Below are 19141 nucleotides of genomic sequence, written 5' to 3' on the forward strand. Positions count from 1 at the left end.
GACACCCCATGCTGATCCGTAATCTACGTTTGGCCGGACACCAGGGCTATTGGCAACTGCTGATCGAGCAGGGGCGTTTTACCCGCATCGAACCCATGAGTTGCGAGCTGGATTATCAAGGTATAAGTCTGGACGGCGAAGGGGGACTGGCGCTGGCGCCCTTTATCGAACCCCATATTCATCTGGATAGCACCCAGACCGCAGGGCAACCGGCGTGGAATAACTCCGGCACTCTGTTCGAGGGGATTGAGCGCTGGGCCGAGCGCAAGGCGCTGCTGACCCACGAGGATGTGAAACAACGGGCCTGGCAAACCCTCAAGTGGCAGATTGCCAATGGCATCCAGGCGGTGCGCACCCATGTCGATGTCTCGGATCCCTCCTTGCTGGCACTGCGCGCGCTGCTGGAGGTGAAGGCCGAAATCGCTCCCTGGCTGGATCTGCAACTGGTGGCCTTTCCCCAGGAGGGGATCCTTTCCTATCCCGGTGGCGAGGCGCTCCTGGAGGAGGCGCTACGGTTGGGGGCTGACGTCGTCGGGGCCATACCGCACTTTGAATTCACTCGCGAGCTGGGAGTGGAGTCGTTGCACAAGGCGTTTGCCCTGGCCCAGCGCTATGACAAGCACATCGATGTGCACTGTGATGAAATCGATGATGAGCAGTCGCGGTTTTTGGAGACGCTGGCCTGGCTGGCCCAACGCGATGGCCTGGGGGCGCGGGTCACCGCCAGCCATACCACCGCCATGCACTCCTACAATGGCGCTTATGCCTCACGGCTGTTCCGGCTGCTGAAGATGGCGGATATCAACTTTGTCGCCAATCCGTTGGTTAATATCCACCTGCAGGGGCGCTTCGATGACTATCCGAAACGCCGCGGCGTCACCCGGGTCAAGGAGCTCTTGGCCGCCGGTCTCAATGTCTGTTTCGGTCACGATGACGTGTTCGATCCCTGGTATCCGCTGGGGACCGCCAATATGTTGCAGGTGTTGCATATGGGACTGCATGTCTGCCAGATGATGGGCTATGAGGAGCTAGATGACAGCCTGCGGCTGATTTCCAGCCACAGTGCCCGCACCTTGCAACTGGCCGATTACGGCATCGAGGTGGGCAAGCGCGGCTCGCTCATCATCTTGCCCGCCGAGTCGGGCTTCGACGCCCTGCGCCGTCAGGTGCCGGTGCGCTACTCCATCCGCGATGGCCAGATCATCGCCCGCTGCCGCCCGGCCGAGCATCAAATCGAGCTGGGATATCCCGAATTCGTGGATTTCCGGCAGTCATAAAAAAACGGCCCTCACGGGCCGTTTTAGTTTGAAGCGTGTTGCGCGACGGGCTGTTTACAACCAGGCGGGTTGCTTGGCCTCGAAGGCGTCGATGGCATCGCTGTGCTGCAGGGTCAGGCCGATGTTGTCCAGGCCGTTCATGATGCAGTAACGACGGAACTCGTCGATGGCGAAGTCAAAGCACAGCTCTCCGGCGCGGACTTGCTGGTGTTCCAGATCCACGGTAATGGTCTGCCCCTCGTTGGCTTCCACCAGCTTGAACAGGGCATCGACCTCCTCGGCCTTCAGACGCACCACCAACAGGCCATTATTCAGCGAGTTACCGTAAAAAATATCGGCAAAGCTCGGAGCGATAATGGCACGCAGGCCGTAATCTGCCAGCGCCCAGGGAGCGTGCTCACGGCTGGAGCCGTTACCGAAGTTCTCGCGGGCCAGCAGGATACTGGCACCCTGATAACGCGGGGCGTTCAGCACGAACTCGGGGTTCGGTTGTTCGCCGGCATCATCCAGGAAGCGCCAGTCATGGAACAGGTGCTTGCCAAAACCCAGCTTGGAGACCTTCTGCAGGAACTGCTTGGGGATGATCTGGTCGGTATCGACGTTGGCGGCATCCAGCGGTGCGGCCAGCCCGGTATGTTGTTTGAACTCTTGCATGGCGCTCTCCTTACAGCTCGCGGATATCGACAAAGTGACCAGCAATTGCAGCCGCAGCCGCCATCGCCGGGCTCACCAGATGGGTACGACCGCCGCGGCCCTGACGGCCCTCGAAGTTGCGGTTGCTGGTGGCAGCACAGCGCTCGCCTGGCTGCAGGCGATCATTGTTCATCGCCAGGCACATGGAGCAGCCCGGCAGACGCCATTCAAAACCGGCTTCGATAAGGATCTTGTCCAGCCCTTCTTCTTCGGCCTGTTTCTTCACCTGCTGGGAGCCTGGCACCACCAGGGCTTGCACTCCGGCGGCGACCTTCTGCCCCTTGGCCAGTGCGGCCTTGGCGATATCGGCGGCAGCGCGCATGTCTTCGATGCGACCATTGGTGCAGGAGCCGATGAACACCTTGTCGATGGTGACGTCGGAGAGCTTCTGGCCCGCCTCGATGGCCATATACTCCAGCGCTTTTTGGCAGGAGTGCTGCTCGACGGCATCACTGAAATCAGCAGGGGCGGGGATCGGTTGATCGATACCGATCACCTGACCCGGGTTGGTGCCCCAGGTCACTTGCGGCGCTATGCTGGCGCCATCGAGTTCAATCACGGCATCAAACTGGGCGCCGTCGTCACTCTTGAGCGTCTTCCAGTATTCGACAGCCGCATCCCAATCGGCACCCTTGGGCGCGAAATGGCGGCCCTGCAGGTAGTCGAAGGTGGTTTGATCCGGCGCAATCATGCCTGCCTTGGCGCCCATTTCGATGGCCATGTTGCAGACGGTCATCCGCTCTTCCATGGTCAGCGCCTGGATGGCCTCACCGCAGAACTCCACCACATAACCGGTGCCACCGGCGGTGCCGGTCTTGCCGATAATCGCCAGTATGATGTCCTTGGCGCTTATGCCGGGTGCCACCTTGCCCTTGACCTCGATCTTCAGGGTCTTGGCACGGGATTGCTTCAGGGTCTGGGTCGCCAGCACGTGTTCCACTTCCGAGGTGCCGATACCGAAGGCCAGGGCGCCGAAGGCGCCATGGGTGGCGGTGTGGGAGTCGCCGCAGACGATGGTGGTGCCGGGCAGTGTCAGGCCGATCTCCGGGCCCATGACGTGGACCACGCCCTGCCACTGGTGGCCGAGACCATACAGTGGCACACCGAAGTCGTTGCAGTTCTGGATCAGGGTCTGCATCTGCACGCGGGCCATCTCGCCGGAGGCGGCGATGTCGCTGCTCTGGGTGGAGACGTTGTGATCCATGGTCGCCCAGGTGCGATCCGGGCGACGCACCTTGCGTCCCTTTTCGCGCAAGCCATCAAAGGCCTGCGGGCTGGTGACTTCGTGCGCCAGGTGACGATCGATGTAGATGATCGGGGTTTCGCCGGGTGTTTCATGCACCACGTGAGCTTCAAAAACCTTCTGATAAAGTGTCTTGGCCATGGCTTAAATCTCCCGGATGCGGGCAGCGATCTGGCTACCCATGTCGCTGGTGCTTTGCACCGGATGCTTGCCGGCGCCTTGCAGCAGATCACCGGTCAGGTAGCCTGCGGCCAGAGTCTCGGCGACGGCGCGCTCGATGGCCTGGGCGGCGGCTTCTTGTTTGAAGCTGTAACGCAGCATCAGGGCAGCGGAGAGGATCTGGGCCACCGGATTGGCGATACCCTTGCCTGCGATATCCGGCGCCGAGCCACCGGCCGGTTCATACAGACCAAAGCCGTCGGCGTTGAGGCTGGCGGAGGGCAGCATGCCCATGGAGCCGGTGATCATGGCGCACTCGTCGGAGAGGATGTCGCCAAACAGATTGGAGCAGAGCAGGATATCGAACTGGGACGGATCCTTGACCAGCTGCATGGTGGCGTTGTCGATATACATATGTTGCAGCGTCACGTCCGGATACTCCTTGGCGACCTCGGTCACCACCTGACGCCAGAGGATTGAGCTTTGCAGCACGTTGGCCTTGTCGATGGAGGTGACCTTCTGGCGACGCACGCGCGCGGATTCAAACGCGATCTTGGCGATGCGTTCGATCTCGTATCTGTGATACACCTCGGTGTCGAAGGCCTTCTCCATGGCACCTTCGCCTTCACGCCCCTTGGGTTGACCGAAGTAGATGCCGCCGGTCAGCTCACGGACACAGACGATATCGAAACCGCGATCGGAGATATCGGCACGCAACGGAGAGAGGGCGTTCAGACCTTGATGGATCTGGGCCGGACGCAGGTTACAGAACAGTTTGAAGTGGCCGCGCAGGGGCAGCAGAGCGCCGCGTTCGGGCTGATCGTTGGGTGGCAGGTGTTCCCACTTCGGGCCACCGACCGAGCCGAACAGTACGGCATCGGCGGCTTCACAGGCTTTCAGCGTGCTCGGGGGCAACGGACAGCCGTGGTTGTCGATGGCAATGCCGCCGACGTCATGTTCGCTGAACTCGAAGCCGATATCGAACGCGGTGGATACAGCTGCCAATACCTTGCGTGCTTCGGCCATCACTTCCGGGCCGATCCCATCACCGGGCAGTACGGCGATCTTGTAACTTCCTGTCATCAGATTGTCTCCAACTTGGATTTTTGCGAAATTTGCTCTTTCTTCTCGGCCACCTGGCAGGCGCGATGAATGTTGTTCATCACATGGACCAGCGCCTGGGCGGAGGATTCGACGATATCGGTGGCCAGCCCCATGCCGTGGAATTTGCGGCCTTCATACTCGGCGACAATATCCACCTGACCGAGGGCATCCTTACCTTCGCCTTTACTCTTCAACTCATATTTGTCGATGCGGATGTCATAGCCAGTGATGCGGTTGATGCACTGGTACACCGCATCCACCGGGCCATTGCCGGTGGCCGCCTCACACACCATCTCGCCGCCCACCTTCATGCGCACGCTGGCGGTGGCCATGACGCTGCCGCCGGAGAGCACGCTCAGGTAGTCGAGCTTGAACTGCTCGGGTTCTTCCTGGATCTGACTGAAGAACAGCAAGGCTTCCAGATCGTAATCGAACACCTGGCCCTTCTTGTCGGCCAATTTGAGGAAACTCTCGTAGAGGTCATCCAGGTTGTAGGTGCCTTCGGCATAACCCATCAGCTCCATACGGTGTTTGATCACATGGCGGCCGGAGCGGGAGGTCATGTTCAGGGTGTTCTGATTCAGACCAATGCTTTCCGGGGTGATGATCTCGTAGGTGTTCTTGGCCTTGAGTACGCCATCCTGATGGATGCCGGAGCTGTGAGAGAAGGCGTTGGCACCGACGATCGCCTTGTTCGGCTGGATCGGCATGTTGCACAGACGGCTCACCAACTGGCTGGTACGGTGAATTTCCTGATGCTTGATGTTGGTGTGCACACCGAGCAGATCGCCCCGGGTGCGCAGTATCATGGCGATCTCTTCGAGCGAACAGTTACCCGCCCGTTCACCGATACCGTTGAGTGTCCCCTCGACCTGACGGGCGCCCATCTGCACCGCGGCAATGGAGTTGGCAACCGACAGCCCCAGATCATCGTGGCAGTGGACCGAGATGATGGCCTTGTCGATATTTGGCACCCGGTTGAACAGGGTCTGGATGATGCCGCCGAACTCACTCGGAACTGTGTAACCCACGGTATCCGGAATGTTGACTGTGGTGGCACCGGCCTTGATGGCGGCTTCGACCATGCGGCAGAGATTGTCAATCGGCGTCCGTCCGGCATCTTCGCAGGAGAATTCAACGTCATCCGTGAATTTTCTTGCATATTTGACTGCATTTATACCCATTTCCAGCACATCCTCGAAGCTCTTTTTCAGCTTGCTTTCGACATGGATGGTGGAGGTGGCGAGGAAGGTGTGGATACGGAACTGGTCGGCGACTTTCAGCGCTTCAGCGGCGGCAAAGATGTCTTTTTCCAACGCCCGGGAGAGGGCACAGACCCGACTATTTTTGATATTCCGGGCTATGGTCTGCACCGACTCGAAGTCACCGGGGGAGGAGATCGGGAAGCCCACTTCCATGACGTCAACGCCCAGCCGTTCCAGCGCCAGCGCGATTTGCAGCTTCTCTTTGACCGTCAGGCTGGCGGCAAGCGCCTGCTCACCGTCCCGTAAGGTGGTATCAAATATGATGACCCGATCTGACATGATGACTTCCTCTCTTGTCTATTCGTCCGTGCGCCAGAATACGTAATAAAAAACCCGTGCTAGCGCACGGGTTTGTGTGAAATTTGCTTTGCTGACACTCAGCCAAGACTAACCCGCGCGAGATTCCACGATTAGGGTTAGTAGTAGTAGCGGGCGAGTGTAACGCATAATTAGTCATATTCCTTCTGGCAACTGCCCATACCAATAGCCGATTTCACCGGCTACTGTCAACTCTTCGCTGAGATTGGTGCCGCATTTTCCGCGGGCTGCACTGTCATGATCCGGTTATCAATTGGTCAATTCTTTGTCATCCAGTGCCTCTAGGGTGGCCTGCAGGGGTGGGAAAAACGCCATGATGCTGATGGCGCGGCTACCACTGTCTGGTCACATGGAGGGACTCGCGATGAATCAGGTCAAACGTCTGGATCTACGCTGCAGCCAGCTCTGTCTGCTGCATGGTTATAACCGGGTACAAGCCCGCGTCAGTCGGCTGGTCTCCCGTACCGGGGATGGGCCGCTCTATCTGCTACTGGCGCTCACACTGGCATGGCTGGACGGCGAGAGGGGACAGGAGTTCCTGCTGCTGGGGCTGTTGGCCTTTGCCATCGAGCTGCCGCTCTATCTGCTGCTGAAAAACTATATCAAGCGCGAGCGCCCGGTCGGTCTGCCGGTGTTTATCCGTCCCTCGGATCGCTACAGCTTGCCCTCCGGTCATACCGCCGCCGCCTTCGTCATGGCCTGCCTCATCGCATCCTTCTATCCCGCCGCTGCGATCGGGGCCTTCGTGTGGGCTTCATTTATCGGCGCTTCCCGCTTGCTGCTGGGAGTGCACTATCTGACGGATCTGATTGCCGGGGCCCTGCTGGGGACCGGTTGCGCCGTCCTGGTTCTGCTGTAGAAGGAAGAGTAATGCGTCTATTGTACGGGGTTCAGGGCACAGGAAATGGTCATATCAGTCGTTGTCGGACGCTGGCGCAAGCCCTGGATCGGCACGGGGTCGAGGTGGATTATTTGCTGAGTGGCCGAGCCCGCGATGATTACTTCGATATGCAGTCGTTCGGTGATTTCCGCACGCGGCAAGGGCTGACCTTTATCACCCGGGATGGCGGGCTGGATCTGTGGCAGACCTGTACGCGGAATAATCCGCTGCGCTTTTGGCAGGATGTCCAACAGTTGTCGCTGGAGGGTTATGACCGGGTGATCAGTGATTTCGAGCCGATCACCGCCTGGGCGGCGCGGCGGCAAGGGGTACCGGTGCTCGGCATCAGCCATCAGGCCTCGTTTGCCCATCCGGTGCCGCGTCGCGGTGAGGATTGGGCATCCCGCCTGGTGATGCGCCACTATGCGCCGGTCAATCAGGCGCTGGGTCTGCACTGGTTTCACTTTGGCTGCCCCATTTTGCCGCCGATTATCGATCCGCTGACCCCGCAACCGGAACAAGACTCTGTGCTGGTCTACCTGCCGTTTGAATCCATATCTGCCATTAAAGGATTATTGGGGCGCTACTCGGCGGTGAACTTCGTCTGCTTCCACCCTGACATTCACGAATCCCAATTATCCGGCAATCTGCTGTTTCATCCGCCGGGGCGTGAAGCCTTCAAACAGGCATTAGCCAGCTGCCGCGGGGTGATCTCCAACGGCGGCTTCGAGCTGGCCTCCGAAGCGCTCTCCCTGGGCAAGAAGCTGCTGCTCAAGCCGTTGAAGGGGCAGTTCGAACAAGCCTCCAATGCGCTGACGCTGGAGATGCTGGGCTTGGCCCAGGTGATGGAGACGCTGGATCCGGGGGCGGTTCATGACTGGTTGGACAGGGAGAGTCCAGGTCAGGTTATCTATCCGGATGTGGCCGATGCGTTGGCGCGCTGGTTGGCCGCCGGAGGTGTTGAGCCCTTATCGGTACTGATTGAACGTTTGTGGAACCGGGTCGTGTTTCCCGAAGCAACCTATGATCGGATTGCTGAGCTCGGTCTGGGCGATACCCTGCACTGTGGCCAGTTATTACGTATTTGATATGGCGGATCTGATATGACGTATCTGATGTCTGAGCCATGATTTGTGGCTATGCAACGCCCGGCCTCTGCTAGGCTTAATTCAGATCCAAGGGGATACAGCAGGAGGTCGCTATGATGTTCAAGAATCAGCGTGGGGAAGAGGTCCATCTGGCCGATAGCCTCACGCTTCAGGAACTGGCGGAGATGGGCATGTCCATTCAGTTGGTGGAGAAGTCCGACAAGGAGCACCAGATCTGGCAAGATGAAGGTCTGGAGTCCGGAGAGGTCGCCGCAGAATGATTTGGCTAAGGGTAAAACGTGTGACTTGAACCCGATCTCAGGATCGGGTTTTTCTTGGCCGCGGTTCAGTCGCTGCATGCCACTGGATTTGATGACTGGCTGCAGATGTTTTCAATTTTGGATAAATAAGCTGCTTTATTATTACATATCGAAATATTGCGCTACTGGAGTGGTTTGCTCTCGGTTCCTTGTGCGAAAACGAGGCAGGGATGCACATTTGTGAGGCAGCAAATCCGTGGACAAGCTGCCTGAAGCGGGGTAAGTTCAATTTTCAATGTTCATGCGGTATCAGGGTTTTGTTCGAATAATAACCCGTCTATTCAAAAGGTTATGCTGAGTCGCCCCAACCAGGGGACTGAGCATAGCCTTACCTGTCCCATGACATTGACGTAAGGGAACGAAATCCTACCGACCTTACCACTGTAAACGGAGTAAAGCCTGGAGGGCTTGAATCATGGAGATGTTATCAGGCGCGGAAATGGTAGTTCGTGCGCTGGAAGACGAAGGGATAGAGCACATTTTTGGCTATCCCGGCGGTTCGGTGCTCGACATCTATGATGCCCTTTTCGAGAACAGCAAAATTGAGCATGTGCTGGTGCGCCACGAGCAGGCGGCTATCCACATGGCAGATGGGTATGCGCGTTCGACTGGCAAGGTGGGTGCTGCACTGGTGACCTCGGGTCCGGGTGCCACTAACTGTATTACCGGGATTGCCACGGCGTATATGGATTCCATTCCGATGGTGATCCTGTCCGGGCAGGTGCCGACTACCCTGATTGGTGATGATGCATTCCAGGAAGTGGATATGATCGGGATCTCCCGCCCGGTCGTGAAACACAGCTTCCTGTGCAAGAAAGCCTCGGATATCCCGCTGGCGATCAAAAAGGCGTTCTACATTGCTGCGACCGGCCGTCCTGGCCCTGTGGTGGTGGATCTGCCGAAGGATGTGCAAAATCCGAAAGAGAAGTTCCCCTACGAGTATCCCAAGTCGGTGAACATGCGCTCTTATAACCCGAGCAAAGCCGGGCATAAGGGACAGATCAAACGGGCTGTGAAGATGCTGGCCGAGGCCAAGAAGCCGGTATTGTATGTCGGTGGTGGCGCGGTTCTGGCCAATGGCAAGGAGCAGGTTCGCCGTCTGGCCGAACAGTTCAGCTTGCCGGTGACCAGTACCCTGATGGGCCTGGGCGCGTTCCCGGGCACCCATAGCCAGTTTGTCGGCATGCTGGGGATGCACGGCACCTTCGAAGCCAACAACACCATGCACAACGCCGATCTGATCGTAGCGATTGGTGCGCGCTTCGACGATCGGGTGACCAACAATGTCGCCAAGTTCTGTCCGCACGCCAAGATCATCCATGTCGATATCGATCCGACCTCGATCTCCAAGACCATCCAGGTCGATGTGCCGATTGTCGGTGCTGTGGATACCGTGCTGGATCAGATGCTCGAAGCGGTCGCTGAACTCGGTCTGGAGATCGACGACGGTGCCCTGGCGGACTGGTGGGAGCAGATCGACGGTTGGCGTGCCAAGCGTTGCTTGGCCTACGAGAAGAGCAACAGCATCATCAAGCCGCAACAGGTGATCGAAGCGCTGTACAAGGCGACGGACGGCAAGGCGTATGTCGCCTCCGACGTTGGTCAGCACCAGATGTTTGCCGCGCTCTACTATCCGTTTGCCGAACCCCGGCAGTGGATCAACTCCGGTGGTCTGGGCACCATGGGCTTCGGCCTGCCTGCCGCCATGGGGGTGCAGTTTGCCCATCCGGATGGGATTGTGGCCTGTGTGACCGGAGATGGTTCTATCCAGATGAACATCCAGGAGCTCTCCACCTGCCTGCAATATGGCTTGCCGGTGAAGATCATCACCATGAACAACCGTGCGCTGGGCATGGTGAAGCAGTGGCAGAAGATGTTCTACGGTGGCCGTCATAGCCACTCCTACATGGAATCACTGCCCGACTTCGTCAAGCTGGCGGAAGCCTATGGGCATGTCGGCATCAAGGTGGATGACCCGGCCAAACTGGATGAGGCGATGGCCTATGCCTTCTCGCTGAAAGATCGTCTGGTGTTCATGGATATTGCCGTTGATCCGGATGAGCATGTCTATCCGATGCAGATCAAGTTTGGTGGCATGGATGAGATGTGGTTGAGCAAGACGGAGCGTACCTGATGCGACATTTAATTTCAGTTTTACTGGAAAACGAATCCGGTGCCCTGAGTCGTGTGGTCGGTCTGTTTTCCCAACGTGGTTACAACATCGAAACCCTGACTGTGGCGCCAACTGAAGATCCAACCCTGTCGCGGATGACCATAGTGACCCTGGGTGATCAGCGGGTGATTGAACAGATCACCAAGCAACTGCACAAGCTGGTGGACGTGCTCAAGGTCTCCGACATCACCGAAGGCAGCCATATCGAGCGGGAAATCATGCTGGTCAAGAGTCGGGCCAATACCCCCGATTCCCGGGATGAGGTGAAGCGTCTGGCCGAGATTTTCCGCGGTCAGATTGTTGATGTGACCTCCGAGCTGTACACGGTGCAGCTGATTGGCACCAGCGAGAAGCTGGATGCCTTTATCGGCACCATGAAGCAGGCCACCGAGATCGTAGAAGTGGTGCGCAGCGGGGTCTGCGGCATTGCCCGTGGTGAACGCTCACTGCACGCCTGACAAATACCTGTAACTGTAATATCCAGGACCCGCTTCGGCGGGTCCTGCTTTTTGCGCCTCTTGCGGGCGGATGTATGGTTTTCCCTATCTGAGTAATCATTTTAATCGATTGGATTAATCCCCTTTCCTCGTCAACTATTGATGAAGCGGCTGCCGATGGGTGCGGTTGCAGCCAGGACAACAATGACGAGATAAAAGGGGTTCAAGATGGGAAATGATCACAAGGCACCGGCGGGCAAGTGTCCCTTCATGCACGGCAGTGCACCCGCGGCGCATGGCGCCCAGACCCGCAGTGGCGCCAGCGTCACCGACTGGTGGCCCAAGAGCCTGAATCTGGACATCCTGCATCAGCATGATCGCAAAACGGATCCCATGGATCCGGACTTTGACTACGCCGCGGCGTTCAAGACATTGGATCTGGCGGCCGTGAAACGGGATCTGCGGCAATTGATGACCGACAGCCAGAGCTGGTGGCCCGCGGACTGGGGTCATTACGGTGGCCTGATGATTCGCATGGCCTGGCATAGCGCCGGCACCTACCGCACCGCAGATGGCCGCGGCGGCGGTGGCACCGGCAGTCAGCGTTTTGCCCCGCTCAACAGCTGGCCGGATAACGTCAACCTCGACAAGGCGCGCCGTCTGCTGTGGCCGATCAAGAAGCAGTACGGCAACAAGATTAGCTGGGCGGATCTGATGATCCTGGCCGGGAACGTGGCGCTGGAGTCGATGGGCTTCAAGACCTTCGGCTTTGCCGGCGGGCGCCAGGATATCTGGCATCCGGAAAAAGATATCTATTGGGGGGCAGAGCGCGAGTGGCTGGCGACCAGTGACAAACCGGACAGCCGCTACAGCGGCGAGCGGCAGTTGGAAAACCCGCTGGCGGCGGTGCAGATGGGGCTGATTTACGTCAATCCGGAAGGGCCGGATGGCAACCCGGATCCGGTGGCCTCGGGGCTGGATGTGCGCGAAACCTTTGGCCGTATGGCGATGAACGACGAGGAAACCGTGGCGCTGGTGGCGGGTGGCCATACCTTCGGTAAGGCCCATGGCGCCGGGGATCCGGCGTTAGTCGGGCCAGAGCCGGAAGCGGGCGAGCTGCAGGAGCAGGGCCTCGGCTGGCATAACCGTTTGGGCAGTGGCGTCGGCGTGCACACCACCAGCAGCGGCATCGAAGGGGCCTGGAAACCCAATCCGACCCAGTGGGACAATGGCTATTTCGACATGCTGTTCGGCTACGACTGGGAGCTTACCAAGAGCCCGTCGGGCGCCCAGCAGTGGACGCCGAAAAACGTCAAACCTGAGCATCTGATCCCCGATGCCCATGATCCGAGCAAGAAGTATCCGCCGATGATGACCACGGCCGATCTGTCGCTGCGTTTCGACCCGATTTACGAGCCGATTGCCCGCCGCTTCCATCAGGATCCGGCCGCCTTTGCCGATGCCTTTGCCCGGGCCTGGTTCAAACTGACCCACAGGGACATGGGACCCAAGAGCCGCTATCTGGGCGCCGAGGTGCCGGCTGAAGAGCTGATTTGGCAAGATCCGGTGCCGGCAGCCCACTACCTGCCGACCGCGACCGAAGTCACGCAGCTCAAGCAACGCATCCTGCAATCCGGTCTGTCGGTCGGCGAACTGGTCAGCACCGCCTGGGACAGCGCGCGCACCTTCCGTAGTTCGGACTATCGGGGCGGCGCCAATGGCGCACGTATTCGCCTGGCACCGCAAAAGGATTGGGCCGGTAACGAGCCACAGCGTTTGCAGAAGGTGTTGGCAGTACTGGAGAGCATTCAGGCCGAGTTTGGCAAGCCCGTCAGCCTGGCGGATCTGATCGTGCTGGCAGGCAGTGCTGCCATCGAACAGGCGGCGCGGGATGGCGGAGTGACGCTGACGGTGCCGTTTGCAGCCGGACGCGGTGATGCCGAGTCGGCGATGACCGATGTCGAGTCATTTGCCGTGCTGGAGCCGCTGCACGATGGTTACCGCAACTGGCAAAAGCAGCCCTATGCGGTGACACCCGAGGAGATGTTGCTGGATCGCACTCAGCTGCTGGGGTTGACGGCCAGGGAGATGACGGTGCTGGTGGGGGGCATGCGGGTGCTCGGCACCAACCATGGTGGCACGGCCCACGGTGTCTTCACCGATCGGACAGGCGTATTGAGCAATGACTTCTTCGTCCATCTGACCGACATGGCGTACAGCTGGAAACCGACAGGCGAGAACCTCTACCAGATCTGCGAGCGGACGACCGGAGCGGTGAAGTGGACCGCCACCCGCGTCGATCTGGTGTTTGGCTCCAATTCGATACTGCGAGCCTATGCTGAGGTCTATGCCCAGGACGATAACCGCGAGAAGTTTGTGCGCGATTTTGTCGCCGCCTGGGTCAAGGTGATGAACGCCGATCGCTTCGATCTGCACTGATGGGATCTAAAGCGGATAGCCGGCCTGCGGGCCGGCTTTTTTATGGCTCTGTCCCAGTGCGTTGTTGAAAGCACCGGCTCAGCATGGTCTGGAGTCCGGACGAGCGCAGATGCGCCGTGAAAACATCCCTGTTGGCTCGGTGGCGGCGTCCCTGCCGCCAACGGTCTGCTTATCGTCCAGACTCCATACCTCTTTACTCCCAACAGTTAACTGGGACAGAGCCTTTTTTATACGCGCAACAACCCTGCTGAGTCGGCGGCTGCTGTTTGGATCTCGTGCTGTTTTGGCCGAGCGTGTGGCCTCATTTGTCTCTTTCTGAGGAAAGTGCTGGGCATTTGATCCGGCAGGGGTAGAATGCCGGAGGTTTGAAATGTGTGACGAGGAATACATTATGAAGTTAAAGACCCTGAGCCTGTGTGGCATCCTGGCGTTGTCGGCGTCCGCCCACGCTTCCGACTTGAGTCTGGCGCTGGGTACCGACTACTGGAATCCGACTCCGAGCGGTAGCATCGATGGCACCACCACCGCCTATGACGATCCATCCTTGTGGACCTTCTGGGCCGATTTTCGTCATGGCATCCCGTTGCTGCCGAATGCGAATCTGCAACGCACCAGCTACGACAGTTCAGGTTTTGGCTTGCACAATGATCTGACCGCCTGGGATCTGGCGCTCTACTACCGCCTGTTTGATAACGATCTGTTCGGCATCGGTGGCGGTCTGGATCTGCGTCAGCTGGATGGCGATATTTACGGTCATAGCTACAGCGAGGTCAGCCCCCTGGGTTACCTGCAAGCCGAGGTCAAGATCCCGGGAACCACGGTCAGTGCCTTCAGTGATGCCCGCTTCTCCCAATGGGATGGTGAGCACACCCACGACTACCGGGTCGGGATGGCGGTTGAGTTTGTGCCGAATTTCCATCTGCGCGGCGGCTATCGTAACGTGCGTCTGGATGCCAACATTGATGGTGTCGAGCTGGCGCAGCGGACCGATGGCTGGTTTGCGGGCGCGGAATATCGTTTCTAATCAGCAATACACCTCTGATGATATGGGCCGCTCTGCGGCCCTTGTTGTCTCCACACGCCAGTAAACCGGGTGTCGCCGGGAGCAAAACCACAGGCTGTTTGTGCTTTTTATTTCTAAATGGAATTAAAAATGCGGTTTTGTTCTTTGAGAAGAATATGCGCACTCCTTAAGCTGGTAGCATCTGAGCAAAAGGAAGTCGGCGACATGAATTCTACGGAACCACAACAAGCGGGTGCTTTTCCGCTGCCACAACTGAGCAAGCTGGCCGAAGCGGTCGCAGGACTCAGCCCATCGGAGCTGGTCTGGGCCAGTGGTTATCTATTTGGTCTGGCACAGGCGGGCGGTAGCCTCGGCGTGGCCAGCCCGTCATCTGTGGCCCCTGTGGCGACGGCCAGCGTCCCCGCCGGTACCCTGACCATTCTGTATGGCTCCCAGACCGGTAATGCCAAGGGCGTCGCCGAGTCCATCAAAGCACTGGCACTCGGCAAGGGGCTGCAGGTACAACTGCTCAGCATGAGCGATTTCAAGCCCAAGCAGTTGAAAAAAGAGACCCATCTCATCGTGGTCACCAGCACCCTGGGCGAGGGCGAACCGCCGGAGAACGCCGTGGATCTCCATGGTCAGCTCAAGGCCGGCAAGCTGGGCAAGCTCGACGGCCTCAAATTCGCGGTGCTGGGTCTGGGTGACTCCTCCTATGAATTCTTCTGCCAGTCGGGCAAGGATTTCGATGCCTTCCTGGAAAAGGCTGGTGCCGAGCGCGTCGTCGCCCGTGCCGATCTGGATGTGGATTACCGCGCCGCCGCCGCCGAGTGGGCCGAACAGGCGGTTTCCGCCCTGGCGGCGAGCTTGGGTGGGGTGGGCGGTGGCTCTGCCGCGCCTGCACTGGCCGGTGTCGCGACGGCCCATAGCCCATACGACAAGTTCAACCCTTATCTGGCCACCCTGACCACCAATCAGAAGATCACCGGCCGCGACTCGACTAAGGATATCCGCCATATCGAGATCTCCCTGGAAGAATCCGGCATCCACTATCAACCCGGTGATGCCCTGGGCGTCTGGTTTGATAATGACGCCGCCCTGGTCACCGAGATCCTCACGCTCACCGGCCTGACCGGTCAGGAAGTGGTGACGGTCGAAGGCGCAAGCCTGAGTCTTGCCGAGGCTCTGACCACCCGCTTCGAGCTGACCCGGCTGCACAGCGGCTTTATCACCGGACTGGCCGAGCAATCCGACGCCGCCGAGCTGTTGGCGCTGGCCGCCGACAAGGCACAAACCCAGCAACTGGCTGCCTCGGCCCAGGTGGTGGATGTGCTGACCCGCTTCCCGACCACACTGAGCGCCGAGCAGCTGACCCAGCTGCTGCGTCCGCTGACGCCGCGCCTCTACTCCATTGCCTCGTCCCAGGCCGAGGTGGAAGAGGAAGTGCATCTGACCGTTGGCGTGGTGCGTTACCCGCAGGCCGATGGCACGCTGCGCTCCGGTGGCGCCTCGTCGTACCTGGCCGATCGTCTGGCCGAAGGTGCTCCGGTACGGGTGTTTGTCGAGCATAACGACAACTTCCGCCTGCCCGCCGATGGCAATACCCCGGTGATCATGGTCGGTCCCGGCACCGGCATAGCGCCGTTCCGCGCCTTTATCCAGCAGCGCGACGCCGATGGCGCCAGCGGCAAGAACTGGCTGATCTTTGGCAACCCGCATTTCACCCAGGATTTCCTCTATCAGGTGGAGTGGCAGAAGTACGTCAAATCCGGCCTGCTGACCAAAATTGATCTGGCATTCAGCCGCGATCAGGCCCACAAGATCTATGTTCAGGATCGGATCCGCGAGCAGGGGGCCGAGCTGTATCAATGGCTGGAGCAGGGTGCCCACTTCTATGTCTGCGGCGATGGCAATCGCATGGCCCGCGATGTGCAGGAGGCGCTGATCGACGTCATCGCCCAGCACGGCAACAAAGATCGCGAAGCGGCCGAAGAGTATTTGAATGAATTGCGTCGCGCCAAGCGCTACCAGAGGGATGTCTACTGATGAGCTACCAAACTGTTCCCGGCCCGGTTGAAGGGCCTCTGGCTGATAACGAGCGCTTGAAGCGCGAGAGCAACTTTCTGCGCGGCACCATAGAGCAGGATCTGCGTGATCCGCTCACCGGTGGTTTCAATGGCGACAACTTCCAGCTGATCCGTTTCCACGGCATGTACCAGCAGGATGACCGCGATATCCGTGCCGAGCGCGCCCAGCAAAAGCTCGAGCCGCTGCATAACGTCATGCTGCGTGCCCGTATGCCGGGCGGCATCATCACCCCGACCCAGTGGCTGGCCATCGACGAATTCGCCCGTGACCACACCCTGTATGGCAGCATTCGCCTGACCACCCGTCAGACCTTCCAGTTCCATGGTGTCTTGAAGCCCAACATCAAGCTGATGCACCAGACCCTGAACCAGTACGGCATCGACTCGATTGCCACCGCTGGCGATGTGAACCGCAACGTGCTCTGCACCAGCAACCCGGTGGAATCCGAGCTGCACGCCGAAGCCTACGAGTGGGCCAAGGCCATCTCCGAGCATCTGCTGCCCAAGACCCGCGCCTATGCCGAGATCTGGCTGGATGGCGAGAAGCTGGGGCCGGATGAGGAGCCGATCCTCGGCTCTACCTACTTGCCGCGCAAGTTCAAGACCACGGTCGTGATCCCGCCGCACAACGATATCGACGTGCACGCCAACGATCTCAACTTCGTGGCGATTGCCGAGAACGGCAAGCTGGTGGGCTTTAACGTGCTGGTGGGCGGGGGCCTGGCCATGACTCACGGCGAGAAGGGCACCTTCCCGCGCAAGGCCGACGATTTTGGCTTTATCCCGAAAGAACACACGCTAGCGGTGGCGGCGGCTGTGGTCACCACCCAGCGGGATTGGGGCAATCGCACCGATCGCAAGAATGCCAAGACCAAGTACACCCTGGAGCGGGTCGGGGTCGAAGCCTTCAAGGCCGAGGTGGAGAAGCGTGCCGGTGTGAAATTTGCTGATAGCCGTCCGTATGAATTTACCAGCCGTGGCGATCGCTTCGGTTGGGTCGAGGGCATCGATGGCAAGCACCACCTGACGCTGTTTATCGAAAACGGCCGCATTCTGGATTTCCCGGGCAAGCCGATCAAGACCGGTCTGGCCGAGATTGCCAAGGTGCACAAGGGCGATTTCCGTATGACGGCGAACCAGAACCTGATCATTGCCGGGGTTCCGGCGCGCAGCAAGAAGAAGATTGAGGCGCTGGCTACCGAATATGGTCTGCTGGCCCCGGTCTCCAAGCAGCGCGAAGACTCCATGGCCTGTGTGGCGCTGCCAACCTGCCCGCTGGCCATGGCCGAAGCCGAGCGTTTCCTGCCCGGATTTGTCACCCAGATTGAGGGGGTGCTGGCCAAGCACGGCATCCCGGATGACAGCATCATCTTCCGCGTCACCGGCTGCCCGAATGGCTGCGGCCGCGCCATGCTGGCGGAGATCGGTCTGGTGGGCAAGGCGCCGGGGCGTTACAACTTCCACATCGGCGGTAATCTGGCCGGTACCCGCATTCCGCGCATGTACCGCGAGAACATCACCGAGCAGGCGATCCTGGACGAAATTGATACCCTGGTCGGTCGTTGGGCCCGCGAGCGCGAAGCCGGTGAAGCCTTTGGCGACTTCGTGATCCGCGCCGGTATCGTCCGTCCGGTGATTGATTCGGCGAGGGATTTCTATGACTAGTGATTTGGATCTCGAGGGCCTGCTGGCCCTCGATAAAGAGCAGCAGGTGGCGGCCCTGGCCGACACCAATGCCCAGCTCGAAGCCTTAAGCGCCCAGGAGCGGGTGCGCTGGGCGCTGGCCCATCTGCCGGGGGAGTTTATTCTCTCCTCCAGCTTCGGCATCCAGGCGGCTTTGATGTTGCACCTGGTCACTCAGGAGCGCCCGGATATCCCGGTGGTGCTGACCGATACCGGCTATCTGTTCCCCGAGACCTACCAGTTTATCGATCAACTGACCGAGCGTTTGCGGCTCAATCTCAAGGTCTATCGCGCCGATCTCTCGCCCGCCTGGCAAGAGGCGCGCTTTGGCAAGCTATGGGAGCAGGGCGTCGAGGGGATTGAGCGTTACAACCAGCTGAACAAGGTCGAGCCCATGGCCCGGGCCCTGGATGAGCTGAATGCCCGCACCTGGTTCTCCGGCCTGCGCCGCGAGCAATCCGGCAGCCGGGGTAACCTGCCGGTGCTGGCCATCCAGCGCAGCCGCTTCAAGTTCCTGCCGGTGATCGACTGGAGCAACAAGGATGTCTTCTACTACTTCAAGGAGCACGACCTGCCATACCACCCGCTGTGGGAGCAGGGCTACCTCTCGGTCGGCGATACCCATACCACCACCAAGTGGGAGCCGGGGATGAACGAGGAAGAGACCCGCTTCTTCGGCCTGAAGCGCGAATGCGGACTGCATGAGGGAGGGTGATGACCTTTGGTCATCGCTGGGGTGATGACAGTTCTGTCATCGCTGGAATTGCCAAGGGCGCCTGAGGGCGCCCTTGGTGTTTGTGCCTTTGGCAGCGTGGGCCGAGTTGGCCCGCAGCTGGCTCACGTTAGCCCGTTGCCGGGCTTGCGAGGCTTTGGCTTTGCTCCCTCCCCTTTTCTCAAGGGGAGGGCAGGGGTGGGGGTTGCTCGTACCTGTCTGGCTACACCAACCGTTCGCCCTGAGCTTGTCGAAGGGGA

15 protein-coding genes are annotated in these 19141 nt (G+C 59.4%); 11 read left to right on the forward strand and 4 right to left on the reverse strand.

What is annotated here, in order from left to right; genetic code table 11:
• Positions 1-8 precede the first annotated feature (8 nt).
• Positions 9-1277: a cytosine deaminase gene (locus ACZYUB_RS16215; RefSeq protein ID WP_463949275.1), complete on the forward strand. Its 1269-nt coding sequence runs from the start codon at positions 9-11 to the stop codon at positions 1275-1277.
• Between the two features lie 54 nt (positions 1278-1331).
• Here the strand turns inward: ACZYUB_RS16215 and leuD are convergent, their stop codons facing one another.
• Genes leuD through leuA form a run of 4 tightly spaced genes read right to left on the reverse strand, consistent with a single transcriptional unit; the run spans position 1332 to position 6020 of the window.
• The gene (gene leuD / locus ACZYUB_RS16220; protein ID WP_463949276.1) at positions 1332-1931 is read right to left on the reverse strand and encodes a 3-isopropylmalate dehydratase small subunit; all 600 of its coding nucleotides are present in this window, start codon (positions 1929-1931) and stop codon (positions 1332-1334) included.
• A 10-nt stretch (positions 1932-1941) separates the two neighbouring features.
• Positions 1942-3354 (reverse strand): 3-isopropylmalate dehydratase large subunit, encoded by a 1413-nt coding sequence (gene leuC / locus ACZYUB_RS16225; RefSeq protein WP_463949277.1) that lies wholly within the window; start codon positions 3352-3354, stop codon positions 1942-1944.
• A 3-nt stretch (positions 3355-3357) separates the two neighbouring features.
• Complete coding sequence (gene leuB / locus ACZYUB_RS16230) at positions 3358-4455, reverse strand: 3-isopropylmalate dehydrogenase (RefSeq protein WP_463949278.1); 1098 nt, start codon at positions 4453-4455, stop codon at positions 3358-3360.
• A complete protein-coding gene (gene leuA / locus ACZYUB_RS16235) occupies positions 4455-6020 on the reverse strand; it encodes a 2-isopropylmalate synthase (RefSeq protein ID WP_463949279.1) in 1566 nt (521 codons plus the stop codon). Before leuA ends, leuB begins: the two co-directional genes overlap by 1 nt.
• A gap of 403 nt (positions 6021-6423) precedes the next feature.
• Between leuA and ACZYUB_RS16240 the strand changes: the two genes are divergently transcribed.
• The 10 genes from ACZYUB_RS16240 (at position 6424) to ACZYUB_RS16285 (ending at position 18884) form a co-directional block, all read left to right on the forward strand.
• On the forward strand, positions 6424-6918 hold the full coding sequence (locus ACZYUB_RS16240) for a phosphatase PAP2 family protein (protein WP_463949280.1): 495 nt from the start codon (positions 6424-6426) through the stop codon (positions 6916-6918).
• A gap of 11 nt (positions 6919-6929) precedes the next feature.
• Positions 6930-8027: an MJ1255/VC2487 family glycosyltransferase gene (locus ACZYUB_RS16245; protein WP_463949281.1), complete on the forward strand. Its 1098-nt coding sequence runs from the start codon at positions 6930-6932 to the stop codon at positions 8025-8027.
• A gap of 113 nt (positions 8028-8140) precedes the next feature.
• Positions 8141-8308, forward strand: a complete 168-nt coding sequence (locus ACZYUB_RS16250; protein WP_460883746.1) for a hypothetical protein — start codon at positions 8141-8143, stop codon at positions 8306-8308.
• Positions 8309-8762: 454 nt separating this feature from the next.
• Entirely contained in the window at positions 8763-10481 is a 1719-nt protein-coding gene (locus ACZYUB_RS16255; protein WP_463949282.1) for an acetolactate synthase 3 large subunit, read from the forward strand.
• Positions 10481-10978, forward strand: a complete 498-nt coding sequence (gene ilvN, locus ACZYUB_RS16260) for an acetolactate synthase small subunit (RefSeq protein ID WP_463949283.1) — start codon at positions 10481-10483, stop codon at positions 10976-10978. Before ACZYUB_RS16255 ends, ilvN begins: the two co-directional genes overlap by 1 nt.
• 207 nt (positions 10979-11185) lie before the next feature.
• The gene (gene katG / locus ACZYUB_RS16265) at positions 11186-13396 is read left to right on the forward strand and encodes a catalase/peroxidase HPI (protein WP_463949284.1); all 2211 of its coding nucleotides are present in this window, start codon (positions 11186-11188) and stop codon (positions 13394-13396) included.
• Between the two features lie 391 nt (positions 13397-13787).
• Positions 13788-14420 (forward strand): TIGR04219 family outer membrane beta-barrel protein, encoded by a 633-nt coding sequence (locus ACZYUB_RS16270; RefSeq protein WP_463949285.1) that lies wholly within the window; start codon positions 13788-13790, stop codon positions 14418-14420.
• A 204-nt stretch (positions 14421-14624) separates the two neighbouring features.
• On the forward strand, positions 14625-16445 hold the full coding sequence (locus ACZYUB_RS16275) for an assimilatory sulfite reductase (NADPH) flavoprotein subunit (RefSeq protein WP_463949286.1): 1821 nt from the start codon (positions 14625-14627) through the stop codon (positions 16443-16445).
• Positions 16445-18151, forward strand: coding sequence for an assimilatory sulfite reductase (NADPH) hemoprotein subunit (gene cysI / locus ACZYUB_RS16280; RefSeq protein ID WP_463949287.1), 1707 nt, complete (start codon positions 16445-16447; stop codon positions 18149-18151). Before ACZYUB_RS16275 ends, cysI begins: the two co-directional genes overlap by 1 nt.
• Positions 18144-18884 (forward strand): phosphoadenylyl-sulfate reductase, encoded by a 741-nt coding sequence (locus ACZYUB_RS16285; protein WP_463949288.1) that lies wholly within the window; start codon positions 18144-18146, stop codon positions 18882-18884. The genes cysI and ACZYUB_RS16285 overlap by 8 nt, the downstream gene beginning before the upstream one ends.
• Positions 18885-19141: the final 257 nt, after the last annotated feature.

The sequence above is a fragment of the Pseudaeromonas sp. HNCC25DJ182 genome (assembly GCF_055413365.1).

Bases quoted from the DNA above. Each gene is read 5' to 3' on its own strand.
- ACZYUB_RS16215 (WP_463949275.1), top strand. From the start codon at position 9: ATGCTGATCCGTAATCTACGTTTGGCCGGACACCAGGGCTATTGGCAA.
- leuD (WP_463949276.1), bottom strand. From the start codon at position 1,931: ATGCAAGAGTTCAAACAACATACCGGGCTGGCCGCACCGCTGGATGCC.
- leuC (WP_463949277.1), bottom strand. From the start codon at position 3,354: ATGGCCAAGACACTTTATCAGAAGGTTTTTGAAGCTCACGTGGTGCAT.
- leuB (WP_463949278.1), bottom strand. From the start codon at position 4,455: ATGACAGGAAGTTACAAGATCGCCGTACTGCCCGGTGATGGGATCGGC.
- leuA (WP_463949279.1), bottom strand. From the start codon at position 6,020: ATGTCAGATCGGGTCATCATATTTGATACCACCTTACGGGACGGTGAG.
- ACZYUB_RS16240 (WP_463949280.1), top strand. From the start codon at position 6,424: ATGAATCAGGTCAAACGTCTGGATCTACGCTGCAGCCAGCTCTGTCTG.
- ACZYUB_RS16245 (WP_463949281.1), top strand. From the start codon at position 6,930: ATGCGTCTATTGTACGGGGTTCAGGGCACAGGAAATGGTCATATCAGT.
- ACZYUB_RS16250 (WP_460883746.1), top strand. From the start codon at position 8,141: ATGATGTTCAAGAATCAGCGTGGGGAAGAGGTCCATCTGGCCGATAGC.
- ACZYUB_RS16255 (WP_463949282.1), top strand. From the start codon at position 8,763: ATGGAGATGTTATCAGGCGCGGAAATGGTAGTTCGTGCGCTGGAAGAC.
- ilvN (WP_463949283.1), top strand. From the start codon at position 10,481: ATGCGACATTTAATTTCAGTTTTACTGGAAAACGAATCCGGTGCCCTG.
- katG (WP_463949284.1), top strand. From the start codon at position 11,186: ATGGGAAATGATCACAAGGCACCGGCGGGCAAGTGTCCCTTCATGCAC.
- ACZYUB_RS16270 (WP_463949285.1), top strand. From the start codon at position 13,788: ATGAAGTTAAAGACCCTGAGCCTGTGTGGCATCCTGGCGTTGTCGGCG.
- ACZYUB_RS16275 (WP_463949286.1), top strand. From the start codon at position 14,625: ATGAATTCTACGGAACCACAACAAGCGGGTGCTTTTCCGCTGCCACAA.
- cysI (WP_463949287.1), top strand. From the start codon at position 16,445: ATGAGCTACCAAACTGTTCCCGGCCCGGTTGAAGGGCCTCTGGCTGAT.
- ACZYUB_RS16285 (WP_463949288.1), top strand. From the start codon at position 18,144: ATGACTAGTGATTTGGATCTCGAGGGCCTGCTGGCCCTCGATAAAGAG.